Source organism: Ensifer sp. BR816, from assembly GCF_000378985.1.
Classification (GTDB): Bacteria; Pseudomonadota; Alphaproteobacteria; order Rhizobiales; family Rhizobiaceae; genus Sinorhizobium.
In genome coordinates this window covers 566,871-580,990 of sequence record NZ_KB905370.1, presented here as the reverse complement: position 1 = coordinate 580,990, position 14,120 = coordinate 566,871, and the positions used below count along the sequence as shown (strand labels likewise).

15 protein-coding genes are annotated in these 14,120 nt (G+C 63.7%); 8 read left to right on the top strand and 7 right to left on the bottom strand.

Features of this window, described 5'->3' with window-relative positions:
• Nucleotides 1-11 precede the first annotated feature (11 nt).
• Complete coding sequence (locus RHIBR816_RS0102740; RefSeq protein WP_018234999.1) at nucleotides 12-1,091, top strand: bifunctional transcriptional activator/DNA repair enzyme AdaA; 1,080 nt, start codon at nucleotides 12-14, stop codon at nucleotides 1,089-1,091.
• Nucleotides 1,088-1,864, top strand: coding sequence for an isocitrate lyase/phosphoenolpyruvate mutase family protein (locus RHIBR816_RS0102735; RefSeq protein ID WP_018234998.1), 777 nt, complete (start codon nucleotides 1,088-1,090; stop codon nucleotides 1,862-1,864). The genes RHIBR816_RS0102740 and RHIBR816_RS0102735 overlap by 4 nt, the downstream gene beginning before the upstream one ends.
• Before the next feature lie 194 nt (nucleotides 1,865-2,058).
• Here the strand turns inward: RHIBR816_RS0102735 and argB are convergent, their stop codons facing one another.
• Nucleotides 2,059-2,946 (bottom strand): acetylglutamate kinase, encoded by an 888-nt coding sequence (argB, locus tag RHIBR816_RS0102730; RefSeq protein WP_012706663.1) that lies wholly within the window; start codon nucleotides 2,944-2,946, stop codon nucleotides 2,059-2,061.
• Between the two features lie 260 nt (nucleotides 2,947-3,206).
• Between argB and RHIBR816_RS0102725 the strand changes: the two genes are divergently transcribed.
• From RHIBR816_RS0102725 to msrB, 4 genes are all read left to right on the top strand, one after another.
• The gene (locus tag RHIBR816_RS0102725; RefSeq protein ID WP_018234997.1) at nucleotides 3,207-3,746 is read left to right on the top strand and encodes a sigma-70 family RNA polymerase sigma factor; all 540 of its coding nucleotides are present in this window, start codon (nucleotides 3,207-3,209) and stop codon (nucleotides 3,744-3,746) included.
• Nucleotides 3,743-4,459 carry an anti-sigma factor domain-containing protein gene (locus RHIBR816_RS0102720; RefSeq protein WP_018234996.1) on the top strand — a complete coding sequence of 239 codons (717 nt, stop codon included), beginning with the start codon at nucleotides 3,743-3,745 and terminating at the stop codon, nucleotides 4,457-4,459. Before RHIBR816_RS0102725 ends, RHIBR816_RS0102720 begins: the two co-directional genes overlap by 4 nt.
• Before the next feature lie 200 nt (nucleotides 4,460-4,659).
• On the top strand, nucleotides 4,660-5,217 hold the full coding sequence (locus RHIBR816_RS0102715; protein WP_018234995.1) for a fasciclin domain-containing protein: 558 nt from the start codon (nucleotides 4,660-4,662) through the stop codon (nucleotides 5,215-5,217).
• Between the two features lie 157 nt (nucleotides 5,218-5,374).
• Nucleotides 5,375-5,872, top strand: a complete 498-nt coding sequence (msrB, locus tag RHIBR816_RS0102710; protein ID WP_018234994.1) for a peptide-methionine (R)-S-oxide reductase MsrB — start codon at nucleotides 5,375-5,377, stop codon at nucleotides 5,870-5,872.
• A gap of 63 nt (nucleotides 5,873-5,935) precedes the next feature.
• Here the strand turns inward: msrB and RHIBR816_RS0102705 are convergent, their stop codons facing one another.
• From RHIBR816_RS0102705 to rpmH, 6 genes are all read right to left on the bottom strand, one after another.
• Complete coding sequence (locus tag RHIBR816_RS0102705) at nucleotides 5,936-6,475, bottom strand: DUF1269 domain-containing protein (protein WP_018234993.1); 540 nt, start codon at nucleotides 6,473-6,475, stop codon at nucleotides 5,936-5,938.
• 134 nt (nucleotides 6,476-6,609) lie between these two features.
• On the bottom strand, nucleotides 6,610-7,263 hold the full coding sequence (gene yihA / locus RHIBR816_RS0102700; protein ID WP_018234992.1) for a ribosome biogenesis GTP-binding protein YihA/YsxC: 654 nt from the start codon (nucleotides 7,261-7,263) through the stop codon (nucleotides 6,610-6,612).
• 54 nt (nucleotides 7,264-7,317) lie between these two features.
• The gene (locus tag RHIBR816_RS0102695) at nucleotides 7,318-8,250 is read right to left on the bottom strand and encodes a DMT family transporter (RefSeq protein WP_018234991.1); all 933 of its coding nucleotides are present in this window, start codon (nucleotides 8,248-8,250) and stop codon (nucleotides 7,318-7,320) included.
• A 234-nt stretch (nucleotides 8,251-8,484) separates the two neighbouring features.
• Nucleotides 8,485-10,263 (bottom strand): membrane protein insertase YidC, encoded by a 1,779-nt coding sequence (yidC, locus tag RHIBR816_RS0102690; RefSeq protein WP_018234990.1) that lies wholly within the window; start codon nucleotides 10,261-10,263, stop codon nucleotides 8,485-8,487.
• Nucleotides 10,263-10,649, bottom strand: coding sequence for a ribonuclease P protein component (gene rnpA, locus RHIBR816_RS0102685; protein WP_084810984.1), 387 nt, complete (start codon nucleotides 10,647-10,649; stop codon nucleotides 10,263-10,265). The genes yidC and rnpA overlap by 1 nt, the downstream gene beginning before the upstream one ends.
• A gap of 32 nt (nucleotides 10,650-10,681) precedes the next feature.
• Nucleotides 10,682-10,816 carry a 50S ribosomal protein L34 gene (gene rpmH, locus RHIBR816_RS35560; protein WP_012706673.1) on the bottom strand — a complete coding sequence of 45 codons (135 nt, stop codon included), beginning with the start codon at nucleotides 10,814-10,816 and terminating at the stop codon, nucleotides 10,682-10,684.
• 302 nt (nucleotides 10,817-11,118) lie between these two features.
• Between rpmH and RHIBR816_RS0102680 the strand changes: the two genes are divergently transcribed.
• On the top strand, nucleotides 11,119-13,119 hold the full coding sequence (locus tag RHIBR816_RS0102680) for a methyl-accepting chemotaxis protein (protein ID WP_018234988.1): 2,001 nt from the start codon (nucleotides 11,119-11,121) through the stop codon (nucleotides 13,117-13,119).
• A 193-nt stretch (nucleotides 13,120-13,312) separates the two neighbouring features.
• A complete protein-coding gene (locus RHIBR816_RS0102675) occupies nucleotides 13,313-14,110 on the top strand; it encodes a TVP38/TMEM64 family protein (RefSeq protein WP_018234987.1) in 798 nt (265 codons plus the stop codon).
• Nucleotides 14,111-14,120 lie beyond the last annotated feature (10 nt).

Sequence of the window (14,120 nt, the reverse complement as noted above, 5' to 3'; positions counted from 1 at the left end):
ACAAACGCGGCATGCTTTTCGATTTGCCGAACGACGACATCCTTTACGACGCGCAGCTGGCCCGCAGTTCCGACTATGAGGGCCAGGCCTTTGCCTGCGTGAAGAGCACCGGCATCTTCTGCCGACTTTCCTGCCCGGCCCGCAAGCCGAAGCGGGAAAACACGCTGTTTTTCGACAGCATCGCGGCCTGCGTCAATTCCGGTTTCAGGCCCTGCGAGCGATGCCGGCCGCTGGAGCAGGCTGCCGGCAAGGAGCCGCTCGTCGAGCAACTGCTGAAGCTCCTCGATCGCCATCCGGACCGGCGCTGGACCGAAGACGATCTCGTGGGGCGCGGCCTCGATCCGTCGACCGTCCGTCGCGCCTTCAAGCGGAGCATGGGCGTCACCTTTCTCGACCTGGCCCGCCAGCGGCGCATGGTAGAGGCTGCCCGCCAGCTATCCGCCGGTGCCAGTGTCATCGCGGCGCAGGTCGAAGCGGGCTACGAATCGCCAAGCGGCTTCCGCACCGCCTTTGCGAGGCTGATCGGCGCGGCGCCGGCCAAGGCGCAAGGCCGCGAACTGCTCTTCGCCGACTGGATCGACACGCCGCTCGGGCCCATGGTGGCCGTCGCCGACCAGACGCACCTCCATTTGCTCGAATTTCACGATCGCAAGGCATTGCCGGCCGAGTTGGAAAAGCTGAAACGAACGACGCGCTCGGCCGTCGTGCCGGGCAGGGCCGCGCCCATCGAACAGATCGAGGCGGAACTCAAGGCCTATTTCGCCGGTCAGTCAGGCGAATTTCTCACCCCCCTGGCTCTCGATGGCAGCGCCTTCGAGCGGCAGGTATGGGCAAGGTTGACGCAAATACCGATCGGCGAGACGCGATCCTATAGCGACATTGCGCGGGAAGTCGCTACGATGCAGGCGGTGCGCGCCGTGGCGAGAGCCAATGGCGCCAACCGCATCGCGATCGTCGTCCCCTGCCATCGCTGCATCGGCGCGGACGGATCGCTGACGGGATACGGTGGCGGCCTCGAGCGAAAGCAATGGCTGCTTCGGCACGAAGGAAAAATGAGACCTGTCGGCCTGTTTACGGAGGAGATGCGATGAACCAGGAGGAAAGGGCGCGTGCCTTTCAGGCGCTGCACCGCAAGGGCGATCCGATCGTTCTTTACAATATCTGGGATGCGGGCAGCGCCCATTGCGTGGCCGAGGCCGGCGCCAAGGCGTTGGCCACGGGGAGTTGGTCGGTGGCGGCCGCGCATGGTTTCGGGGACGGGCAGAAGATCCCGCTGCAATTGCTGGTCGAGATCGCCCGCGAGATCGTCGCCGCGACCGACCTGCCGCTGTCGGTCGATTTCGAAGGCGCCTATTCGGAAGACCCGGCCCAGGGTGCGGCCAATGTGGCGCAACTGATCGATGCCGGTGCGATCGGCATCAATTTCGAGGATCAGGTCGTCGGCAAGGGCGGGGTTCACCCGACCGGCAAGCAGGCGGCCCGCATCCGCGCGATCCGCGAGATGGCCGAACGCCAGAACGTCCCGCTGTTCATCAATGCTCGCACCGACCTGTTCCTGCAGGAAGGCGATGCGACCCGCCATGCCGGGTTGATGCACGAGGCGGTCGCCCGCGCCAAGGCCTATGCCGAAGCGGGCGCCAGCGGCTTCTTCGCGCCGGGGCTCGCCGATGCCGAGCTGATCGCTAAGCTCTGCGCTCAGTCGTCCCTGCCGGTGAACGTCATGATGAAGCCGGGTGCGCCGGACCTCGCAACCCTTGCCGCCGCCGGCGTCGGCCGCGTCAGCTACGGGCCGTTCCCCTATCGGGCGATGATCGCCTGGCTGCGGGGCGAGGCGGAGAAGGTGTATGGGGGTGCTGGGAAATAGGTTGGCGAGAGTTTGCCCCTCATCCCGCTGCCGCGACCTTCTCCCCGCAAGCGGGGCGAAGGGGTTTGCCGCACCGCCTTAGTCCCCTCTCCCCGCGTGCGGGGAGAGGGCTAGTCCTGGGGTTGAACCCGGGGTTGAACCCGAGGAGAGGGGCAATTCTCGCGGGGCGTGAGGGCAATTCGCGCTGAAACGCCTCACGGCACGATCAGCGTACCGGCGCCGCGCTCGGTGAAAATCTCCAAGAGCACCGAATGGGCGGTCTTGCCGTTGAGGATGACCACGCCCTGGACGCCGGCCTTGATCGCTTCCATGCAGGTCTCGACCTTGGGGATCATGCCGCCGGAAATCGTGCCGTCGGCGATCAGCGCGTGCGCCTGGGCGACCGAAAGCTCCTTGATGAGATTGCCCTGCTTGTCGAGAACCCCCGGAACATCGGTCAGGAACAGGAGGCGCGTCGCATTGAGCGCGCCGGCGATGGCGCCTGCGAAGGTGTCGGCGTTGATGTTGTAGGTATGGCCGTCACGGCCGGGCGCCACCGGCGCGATCACCGGGATCATTTCCGAGCGCGCCAGAAGGTCGAGAAGCGTGCGGTCCACTTCGACCACCTCGCCGACGAAGCCGAGATCGAGGATGCGTTCGATATTGGAATCCGGATCCTTGATGGTCTTGCGCGCCTTTTCCGCAAAGACCATGTTGCCGTCCTTGCCGCAAAGGCCGATCGCCCATTCGCCGGTCTGGTTGATGAGCGCGACGATTTCCTTGTTGATCGAACCGGCGAGCACCATCTCGACGATTTCGACGGTCTTCTCGTCGGTGACGCGCAGCCCGCCCTCGAATTTCGATTCGATGCCCATCTTGTTGAGCATGGCGCCGATCTGCGGGCCGCCCCCGTGGACGACGATCGGGTTGACGCCGGACTGCTTCAGCAGCGCGATGTCGCTGGCGAAGGCGCGCCCGAGCTCGGGATTGCCCATGGCATGGCCGCCATATTTGACGACGATCGTCTTGTTCTCGTAGCGCTGCATATAGGGCAGGGCCTGGGCGAGCAGGCGTGCCTGGATTTCACTTTCTGATGCGGACATGGCGGACCCTCGAAAATAACCGGCTGCTGTTTAGCGCATGTTTCCTGCCGATGGAATGATCCGGGCGCAACATACGATCGGAATGGAATCTTCTCACGGCGCCCCGGCGACCTTTACGCGTCTTGCTGATAGAGTGTGCAGGCTGGCTGCGTCACGCTTTCCGTCCTATGGTTGTGGCCTGGCCATGCAGTATTTCAAACAGCTGCGGCAACCTTTGTGCGTCTGATGAGACGCGCGGCGCTGCTAGGGGGCATGCGACGATGGCCGATGAGGAGATTTCCGCGCTGCTCGGCCGCGTGGCTCTGCGGGACCGTGCCGCCTTTGCCGCACTCTACCGCCAGACGAGCCCGAAACTCTTCGGCATAGCCTTGCGTATCTTGAAGGATCGCAGCGAAGCCGAAGAGGCGCTGCAGGAAATCTACGTCAAGGTCTGGGAACGCGCCGAGCGCTTTGCGAGTGGCGAGGCCAGCCCGTTGTCGTGGCTCGCGGCGATTGCCCGCAATCACGCGATCGACCTCTTGCGCGTACGAAAACCCGTCGCCAACGCGATTGACGAGGCCTATGATTTGGCTGATCCTGCTTACGATCCGGAGCGATCGGCCGTTATCCGGTCTGAAGGCAGGCGCATCGATGCGTGCATGGAGGAGCTTGAAAAGGACCGCGCCGACGCGGTTCGCCGGGCCTATGTCGAAGGACTGAGCTACGAAGAACTGGCCGAAATGTTCGCGGTGCCGCTCAACACCATGCGGACTTGGCTGAGGCGCAGCCTCCTGAAGTTGAGAGAGTGCATGGAACGATGACGACACAGAAGCCCGAGAGTGGGGACTCTCGCCGCGACGAGGTGATCGCCGGGGAATACGTATTGGGCGTTCTGTCCGCCGAAGACCGACGCAAGGTCGAGGCACGCATGGCAACCGATCGCAATTTCGCGGCCATGGTCAGCCGCTGGCAGAGCAACCTCGCCTCCCTCGACGCCGCCTATGAGCCCGTCGCGCTGCCGCCGCATGTTTACGCCGCCATCGAGCGCCGAATTTTCGACGCAGCGACGGACACGCGCCCATCTCCCGGTCTCTGGAACTCCCTTGCCCTGTGGCGCAGCCTTGCCCTCGCGTCGCTTGCAGCCGTCGTTGTCATGGCGGGGGCGATGGCAGGTCTCTTCAGCAGCGCGCCAAGCGGCCAGCGCCTGGTGGCGGACCTTGCCGGACAAGGCAATGCCGTCAATCTCGTCGCACGTTTCGACGCGGCCTCGGGGCGCCTGAGCCTGACGCCGGCGGCGGCCAGCCAGGCGGAGGAAAAGTCCCTCGAACTCTGGCTGATCAAGGGCGACGATCCGCCGATCTCGCTCGGCGTGCTACCGCAGTCCGGCGAAGGCGGCATCCTCCTTGCACCGGGCATGCATAGGCAGCTCACGCCGGGTTCGACACTCGCCGTCAGCATCGAGCCTCTGGGCGGATCCCCGACCGGCGCGCCGACGGGAGCAGTCATCGCACAGGGCCGCGCCCGCAGTCTTTAGAGGCGGCCCGTAGCTGCTTTTACCCAGTTTGACAAAAAACCAATTATTTACAATTGGATAGTGAAAAAGGCGTGCGACTGAAACTCTTTCCTCGCGCCTCCCGTTGCTTGTCGTGTTCCCCCGGTGGGGAACCGAAGAACGCCAGAGGAACCGTCTTGATTGCGGTCCCGTGGCCAAGTCGCAACAGGAAGGAACAGAAGATGCTCACGTCCGCGATTCGTTCACTATTCGCCGCCTCCATCCTCGCCGCAGGTGCGGCTGTCGCTTATGCGGAAAATCCGATGGTCGGCGGCGCGCCGATGCTTGCCGAGAAGAATATCGTCGAGAACGCCGCCAATTCGAAGGACCACACCACGCTAGTTGCGGCCGTGAAGGCGGCCGGCCTTGTCGAGACGCTGCAAAGCAAGGGGCCGTTCACCGTCTTTGCCCCAACCGACGACGCGTTCGGCGCACTGCCGGCCGGGACGCTCGACATGCTGTTGAAGCCCGAGAACAAGGACAAGCTCGCCAAAATCCTGACCTGCCACGTGGTGGCGGCGGATGCGATGTCGTCGACGATCGCCAGGATGATCGAGGGCGACGGCGGTGCACACGACGTCAAGACCATCGGCGGCTGTATCCTCAAGGCCAAGGCCGACGGCGGCAAGATCGGCCTGACCGACGAGACCGGCGGCACCGCTTGGGTGACAATTGCCGACGTGAAGCAGTCGAACGGCGTGATCCACGTCATCAACAAAGTGCTGTTGCCGAAAGGTTGAGCGCCCGGCCACCGGTCTGCGCGCCTCGCGCGGGCCGGTGGCATTCCATCGTGGCCGGTGCTTCACGGCGGTTTGATCCGCATTGGTTTGTCGCTTCAGGCGCAGGCCCTCTATACTTCAACCGAGATGGCGGCGACGCCGCCGACGGGAGGTTCCGATGACGAGCCGACGCAATTTCCTCATGGCGGGCGCGGCATTTTCCGCCTGGATCGCCGCAGACAGGTTCGCCCCGCCCGCGCAGGCTTCGAATCACGGCGAGGCCTTCGAAATCACCAGGACGGATGCCGAGTGGCGAGCGGTCCTCAGCGAAGCCCAGTACCGCATCCTCAGGCAGGAGGATACCGAACGGCCCTTCAGCAGCGCGCTCAACCACGAAAAGCGCAAGGGCATCTTCCATTGCGCTGGATGCGGTCTGGCGGTCTATTCCTCGGAGGCGAAATACGACAGCGGTACCGGCTGGCCGAGCTTCTGGCAGTCGCTTGCCGGTGCCATCGGCACGCGCGCGGACAATTCCCTGTTCATGACGAGGACCGAGTGCCATTGCCGGCGTTGCGGCGGTCATTTCGGCCATATTTTCGATGACGGACCGCCGCCGACCGGCGAGCGGCACTGCATCAACGGTCTTGCGCTGACCTTCGCGCCGGCGGCGGTGTGAGGGGCGAACCATTTCCCCCAACCTCACCCGGCAGCCCGGGTGAGGGGCAATCTCCGACGAGGCTCAAAACGTCCCCGCTTGCGGCGACGGTGTCTGCGCATCCGAGAGGGCCGCCTGCAGTTTCTGCTCCTGCTCGGGCGACAGCGATGTCTTCAGCACCCGGCCGCGAAGCCCCGCGAGTTCGGCGAGAACCTTTTCCGGCTGCACCTTGCGCACCAGGATGAAGAGGGCAGAGGAGTTATTCGGGATCGTGCTGCCGAGCGACTTGATGAAATCGTCGTCGATGCCATAGTCGGCGAGCGAACCGGAAAGGGCTCCGGCGCCTGCGCCGATCGCGCCGCCGATGGCAAAGCCGGCGAGCGGGTTCAGGAAAAGCAAGCCGACCAGTCCGCCCCAGAGCGAGCCTGACAGGAGGCCGGAGGCCGCGCCGACGGTGGGCAGATTGATGCTCTGTTTCAGATGCACCTTGCCTTCGGCGTCGCGCACCACGACGACCGCATCTTCCAGATCGATCAGATATTCCTTCTTGAGGCTGTGGAGCTTGAGGAGAACCCGGTCGGCCTCCTCTGGCGCGTCGAAACCTATGACAATCAAGTCGGACATGTCTCTCTCCTCTGACCTTGAGGCGACGAGCATCCGCCGCCGCCAGCCAGGAGATAGGGCAGCGGACGTGTCCGGGTAGTGAGGGGTCCAAAGAGTTGCGCAGCGCCCGTCGGCCGGCGCTGCATGGGCCGGCCTCAGCGCAGCACGGCGTTTTCGATCGCGGCGCGCAGATCCTCGATCCCGGCGCCCTTCTCCGAGGAGGTCGACAATACCTCCGGATAGGCGGCCGGCCGCTTCTTGATGGTGTCGAGCGTTTCGGTAATCAGCCGCGGCACGCCGGCTGCCTTGATCTTGTCGGTCTTGGTCAAGACGATCTGATAGGAGACCGCCACCTTGTCGAGCAGCGCCAGCACCTCTTCGTCGTTCTTCTTGATGCCGTGGCGGGCGTCGATCAGCACATAGACGCGCTTCAGCGTCGAGCGCCCGCGCAGATAATCGAAGACAAGCTTCGTCCAGGCATCGACCTGTTCCTTCGGCGCCTGGGCGTAGCCGTAGCCGGGCATGTCGACGAGCGCCATCGGCGGCAGGTCATCGGCCTCGCCGGAATAGCCGTCGGGCACGAAATAGTTGAGTTCCTGCGTGCGCCCCGGCGTGTTGGAGGTGCGGGCGAGGCCCTTGTGGCCGACGAGGGCATTGATCAGCGACGACTTGCCGACATTCGAGCGTCCGGCAAAGGCGATCTCCGTCGGCCCCTCCGGTGGCAGGAACTTCATGGCGGGTACGCCGCGAATGAAGATCCACGGCCGGCCGAATAGCGGCTTGTCGTCTTTGGTTCTGGTTTCGGCCATCGGCAGGGTCCTTCATCGAGAAAGCGCATGGCTTCCCGGTTTTGGCCATGGATGTCAAGGCGTCGGCGTCCGAACTGGCCGCCTGGGGCCGTTCTGCTGGCGTCGGAACTCGTTGAAGAGATAGGCAAGCAGCGCCAGGAAGATGAGAGCACCGCCGATGATCGTCCGGCCACTTGGCACCTCGCCATGAATGATGGCGACCCACACGGGGCCAAGCACGGTTTCCGCCGTGCCGAGCAAAGCGGCAAGCGCCGACGGCACCAGCCGGGCGCCTGTGACGAACAGTGCCATGCCAAGTCCGAGATTGAAGGCGCCGAAGACGAAAAGCAAAGCGAGCTCGCCCGACGTCACCGAAAGGTCGGACGACTGGCTTGCCGCAATGGCGCAGGCGGCAAAGCAGCCGAAGCAGGTCGCCGGCGTCATCCGCACATGCGGGTAGCGGCGGGTGATTACGGTTGCAAGTGCGAAGACGACGGGGATGAGCAGCGCGAGCGCATCGCCGACCGGCGAGACGGTCCCCGTCAGGCTCTCCGACACCATGATCGCGACGCCGAAGATCACGGCGGTGATCGCCCCCCAGGTAAAACGCGAGACCCGTTCACGAAACAGCACCCAGCTCATCAGCGCCGCGAACAGGGGCACGCCGGCTCCGAGCAGAACGACATTGGCGATCGTCGTGTAGGAAATGGCGATGATGAAGGAGGTCGAGGCAGTGGTGAAGCAGAGCCCAACGGCAATGCCCTGCCAGCCCATTCCCCGGAAGAGCGCCAGGGTGCCGCGCGGTCCGTCACGAACGAGCATGAAGGCAAGCAGAAAAAGACCGGCAAACAGGCAGCGCCAGAAGACGATCGTCCAGCTATCGGAAATATGCAGGAAGCGTGCGATGGCGCCGCCGAAGCTCCAGAAGAAGGCCGAGCCGAAGACGAGCAGGGCGCCAAGCTTTTCGTTGGCGGCGAAGGGAGCGGAGGTGGTCGACGGGTCCGTCATGCAAATTGTTCCGAAGCATGGGCGGCTGCGCCTCCGCTTGAAGGGACAGAGGTCGCCGCCGCCTGACTGGCTGCATCATTGCCGAAAAATCGAATCCGATCCGCGCAGTGATTTGAGTAGCGCCAGATGCCCGTGCGGCGCGCCCGCGTCAACGCTATTCAGTGTCGCGATGGCGCCCAAACGAAAAAGCCCCGGACTTGAGGTCCGAGGCTTTGTGATCGCTGCACCGGCCGGCTATTCCGCCGGCTTGGGTTTCTTGGCGAACATCCCCTTCAGATTGTCGAAGAGCTCGATCTTGACGCCCTGGCGCTTCATGATGATGCCCTGCTGGGTGATCGACAGCGTGTTGTTCCAGGCCCAGTAGATCACCAGACCCGCCGGGAAGGACGCCAGCATGAAGGTGAAGACCAGCGGCATCCAGGTGAACAGCATCGCCTGGGTCGGGTCCGGCGGCGTCGGGTTCATGCGCATCTGCAGGAACATGGTGACGCCCATGACGATCGGCCAGATGCCGAGATGCAGGAAGGCCGGTCCGTCGAAGGGCAGCAGGCCGAAGAGATTGACGATCGTCGTCGGATCGGGGGCGGAGAGATCCCTGATCCAGCCGAAGAACGGCGCGTGACGCATCTCGATGGTGACGTAGATCACCTTGTAGAGTGCGAAGAAGACCGGGATCTGGATGAGGATCGGCCAGCAGCCCGCCAGCGGGTTGATCTTCTCGTCCTTGTAGAGCTGCATCATCGCCTGCTGCAGCCCCATGCGGTCGTCGCCGAACTTCTTCTTCAGTTCCTCCATCTTCGGCTGGACCTTCTTCATGTTCGCCATAGACGCATATTGCTTGTTGGCGAGCGGGAAGAAGATCAGCTTGACGACGATCGTGGTGATCAGGATGGCGATGCCGAAATTGCCGAACAGACGGAAGAAGAAGTCCATCATTTTGAACATCGGCTTGGTGATGAAGTAGAACCAGCCCCAGTCGATCAACTTGTCGAAGTTCGGGATCGCATAGGCCACTTCATAATTGTCGACGACCGGCACTTCCTTGGCGCCGGCGAAGACGAGGTTCTTGACCTCCGCGGACTGCCCCGGTGCAACCGTGATCGCATCGCTCTTATAGTCGCTCTGGTAGCGCGGGCGGCCATCGGCGAAGTGAGAGAAGCGGATGTCGAATGGCGTCTCCTGTGGCGGGACGATCGTCGCGGCCCAGTACTTGTCCGTGATGCCGAGCCAACCACCCGTCGATTTGCCCGGTTCCACTGGCTGGTCATCCTCGACCTTCGAATAGCCGACTTCCTGCAGGCCGTTTTCGCCGGCGACCCCGATGAAGCCTTCGTGCAGCACGTAGATGCTCGGCGTTGTCGGCTTGTTGAAGCGTGTGACGCGGCCGTAGGAGGAAAGCGACACCGGCGCGGCGCTGTCGTTCTTGATGCTGTCCACGACCTGGAACATGTAGCGATCGTCGACGGAGATGGTCCGCGCGAAGGTGATGCCCTTGTCGTTGGTGTAGGTGAGCGTGACGGGCGTGGCCGGCGTCAGCTTGTCGCCGCCCGAAAGCGTCCAGACGGTCTGCGGGCCCGGCATCGAGCCGGTCGCGTCGCTGCCGATATAGCCGATCTCGGTGAAATAGCCGTCGGCGGTTTCTGCCGGACTGAAGAGGGTGATGACCGGGCTCTTCGGGTCGACCGTCTCGCGGTACCCCTTGAGCTTCAGGTCGTCGAAACGGGCGCCGGTCAGGTTGATGGAGCCGGAAAGCGCCGGCGTGTCGATCGCCACGCGGGCAGACTTGGCCACCGCCTGCTCGCGGCTTTCGCCGGGGACAGCGCCACCGGGCAGTGCCTGGCCGGGTGCGGCCTGCTGGCCACCCTGCTGGGGCTGGGCCTGCTGCGTCTGCTGGGCCTTTTCCGCAGCGATCCGGTCTTTTTCCATTCTCGGATTGACATAGAGGAACTGCCAAGCAACGAGGATCAGCACCGAGAGCGCTATCGCCACGAAATAATTGCGGTTGTTTTCCATCATGGTTTCCTGGAACCGGCCGGGGGCCGTTTCTGTTTCGGCTTGTTTTCGATGCGATCCTTGAGCGCCCGGGTCAATGCGTCAAAAGGTGCATTCAGGAGATCGCGTCGGGCGACAATCACATAGTCGTGTCCGGGTTTCATTGCAAACCCGGCGGAAAGCCGCACGGCTTCTTTGAGGCGTCGGCGCATGCGGTTTCGCTCGACGGCGTTGCCGTGTTTCTTGGTGACGGTGAAGCCGACGCGGGCCTCGCCTTCCGGTTCGTTCCGGTCAAGCACTTCAAGGAGGAAGTGCGACCCTTTTCGGGCTTCTCCCGCCCTGACCGCTAAAAACTGCGGACGGCTTTTCAGCCGTCCGACAGGGGTCTTGTCTTTTTCTGACGTCATGTGCCCAAACAATGCTTTCGGGCAGCTTCGGCTCAGGCCGAAAGACGCTTGCGGCCACGAGCCCGGCGGGCTGCGAGGACCTTCTGGCCACCCTTGGTGGACATGCGTGCACGGAAGCCGTGACGGCGCTTGCGAACAAGCTTGGACGGTTGGTAGGTACGCTTCATTTATTTAATACCGCGGTGTGCGGCCCTTCTTGGGTTTGCAGATTGCAAGAGCGCTTACGTTACCGGGCATGGCTCCGCTGTCGGACGGCTTGACCGGACGTGCGCGGCTTATAAGGACAAATGTCCGGCAAAGTCAATTCCCGCCGCGTTCTTGCCGTGGAACGTAGCGGGCGTATGCAGCCAGATTCCAGCCACCGCATCAGTTATTTCTTAACCACACGTATTTTAGTATTTAATAATACGTGTATGCCGTGCGCCTCTGCCCGCTAAAGGCGAGCGGCGGCCCGGGAGGGAGCAGGAAAATGAGAATTCGCGGAAAGATCTACCTGATCGTCGGCATCATGGGCCTGCTGGCGGTCGCCATCACCGGCATGTCGTTGATGATCGTATCCAGATACAACGACGAGCTTGAGCAATTCCAGAACGCATCCGAGCGCAGTTTCAAGGGCGAGCGGCTCAATCGTCTGGTCACGGCCGTCGTCATGGAATCACGCGGGGTCTACGCCGCGCCGACGATTGAAAAGGCCACCCCTTTCGCCGAGGGCATCGTCAAGAACCTCGGTAAGATCGACGCGCTGCTTCAGGACTGGCGACCGCTGGTTCCGGCCGACCGGTTGCCGGCCTTCGACGCCGTGGCCAAACGCGCCGAGGAATTCAAGGCATTCCGCACGGAAACGGCCCGCCTCGGCCGGGAGGTCTCGCCGCAGGCGGCCAACGAGCAGGGCAACAACGAGGCCAACCGCGCCAACCGCAAGGCCTTCCAGGCGGAGATCGACGTCGTCGTCGACGCCGACCGCGAATCCCTTCAAGCCATCACGGATGGCATTGCCGCCTTCGAAAGTGCTGTCATCGTTATCGTTCTCGGCATCGCCGGCCTCGGTATGGCCGTCGGTATCGGCGCGGCCTTTTATGTAGGCACCAATCATCTCAGCCGGCCGATCGTCGACCTGACCGGCAGGATGAAGCTCCTCGCCGGCGGCGACCTCTCGGTCGACGTGCCATTTGCCGGGCGCCAGGACGAGATCGGCGACATGGCCGCGGCCGTCGAAGTCTTCAAGCAGAACGGGCTCGCCGTGCGCGAGCTCAATGCCCAGGAAGCGGCGCTGCGCGAAAAGAGCGCCGACCTTCAATCGAGCATCGGCATCGTCGTTGCGGCCGCGGCCGCCGGCGACTTCGCCCAGCGCATCGGCAAGGATTACGACAACGACGATCTGAACCGCTTCGCCGCGAGCGTCAACGCGCTCGTCGGCAGCATCGACAGCGGCATCGCCGAAACGCGGCGGGTGATCGCGAGCCTGGCGGCCGGCGATCTGACACAGAACATGGACGGCCACTTCCAGGGCGCCTTCGCGGAACTGCAGAAGAACGTCAACGAAACCTTCTCGACCCTGCAGAAGACCATGCGCGAGGTGCGTTCGGCGACGGACTCGATCAACGGCAACGCGTCCGAGTTGCGCTCGGCGGCCGACGACCTGTCGAAACGGACCGAGCAGCAGGCCGCCGCCCTGGAGGAAACCTCCGCCGCCCTCGACGAGATCACCGCGGCGGTGAAGAGTTCGACCGAGCGGGCCCATGAAGCGACTGTCATGGTGACCGAAGCGAAGGAAAACGCCGCCGAATCCGCTTCCGTCGTGCGCAACGCCATCGAGGCGATGGGGCGCATCGAGCAGGCCTCGAGCGAGATCGGCCAGATCACCAACGTCATCGACGAGATCGCGTTCCAGACCAACCTGCTGGCGTTGAATGCGGGCGTCGAGGCGGCACGGGCCGGTGACGCCGGCAAGGGGTTCGCGGTGGTCGCGCAAGAAGTCCGCGAACTCGCCCAGCGTGCCGCCAGCGCCGCCAAGGATATCAAGGCGCTCATCTCGAAATCCGGCAGCGAGGTGGCCACCGGCGTCAAGCTGGTGCAGGCGACCGGCGCCGCCCTCGGCGAGATCGAGACGCGGGTGCTGAAGATCAACGACCACATCCATTCGATCGCCACCGCCGCGCGCGAGCAGTCGACGGGGCTTGGCGAGGTGAGCACCGCCGTCAACCAGATGGATCAGGTGACCCAGCGCAATGCCGCCATGGTCGAGGAGGCGAATGCGGCGACGCACAAGCTCTCCGCCGAAGCGAACGGTCTCGCCACGCTCATCACCTATTTCAAGGTCGAGCGCGAGCCGGCGCGTGCAGCCAGCCCGGCCAGGGAGACGAGCCGCCCGGTCGCTTCGCCCGCCCGCCGCATGATCGGAACGGTCGCCCGTGCCTTCGGTGGCGGTTCGGCGGCTGTTGCCGCGCGCAGCGAATGGGAAGAGTTCTGAAGTTTAGGCTCGTCAAGACCCACGCAATATCAAGGAGCCCGCCGGCCGCCGCCGGCGGGCTTTCCTGTCTCACGGCAACGTGAGTTGTCACAGCCGCCCGATCACGCTGTCGTTTAAGGGCGCGACCACTCTTTACTGGTTCGCGGAGCGGAGTCCTTTTAAGCCAAGAACAGTATCGCCGAGAGCAAAGTTCATGAGCCATGGTGCCAGAAACGGGGCAAAGGAGGCGACGGCCCTGAGCGCGCCGTCGGGCCGGGAGGCCGGCATTTCCGGACGGACCCGGTCGCTTTGGCGGGTCGTGCCGCTCGCGCTGCTGCTTGCGGGTGGGGTGGCGGCCTATGCCCTCGGGTTGCAGGACCATATTTCGCTGTCGGCGCTCGTCCGCCATCAGGAGGCGCTGAGCCTCCATGTCGATGCCCATCCCGTGCGTTCCGGCCTGGCTTTCTTTGTGGTCTATGTCGCCGCGGTGGTTTTTTCGATCCCCGCGGCATCGGTGCTGACGATCGCTGCCGGCTTTCTGTTCGGCCCCTTCCTCGGCGGCATGGTTGCGGTTTTTGCCGCCACCTTGGGGTCGAGCCTGTTGTTTCTCGCCGCGCGCGGGGTTCTCGGCGATCTCTTGCGAAAGCGCGCCGGCCGCTTCCTGGAGCGCCTCGCCGACGGGTTTCGGCGCAACGCCTTCCTCTATTTGCTCGTCCTGCGATTGGCGCCGATCTTTCCATTCTTCATCGTCAATATCGCGCCGGCCTTCTTTGACGTGAAGCTGCGCACCTTCGTCGCCGCCACGCTCATCGGCATCGTTCCGGCCACCTTTGCCTATGCGTGGCTGGGCTGCGAGCTCGATGATGTGATCGCCCGCGCGGGCGAGAGCGGCCATGCGCTGTCGCTTTCGGATTTTGCGACGAAGGAAATTTCGCTTGCCCTCCTCGCGCTGGCGCTGTTTGCGGCATTGCCTCTGGCCTACAGGCTAATAAAGTCACATCGGCAAGGTTGACGGCAAGAAG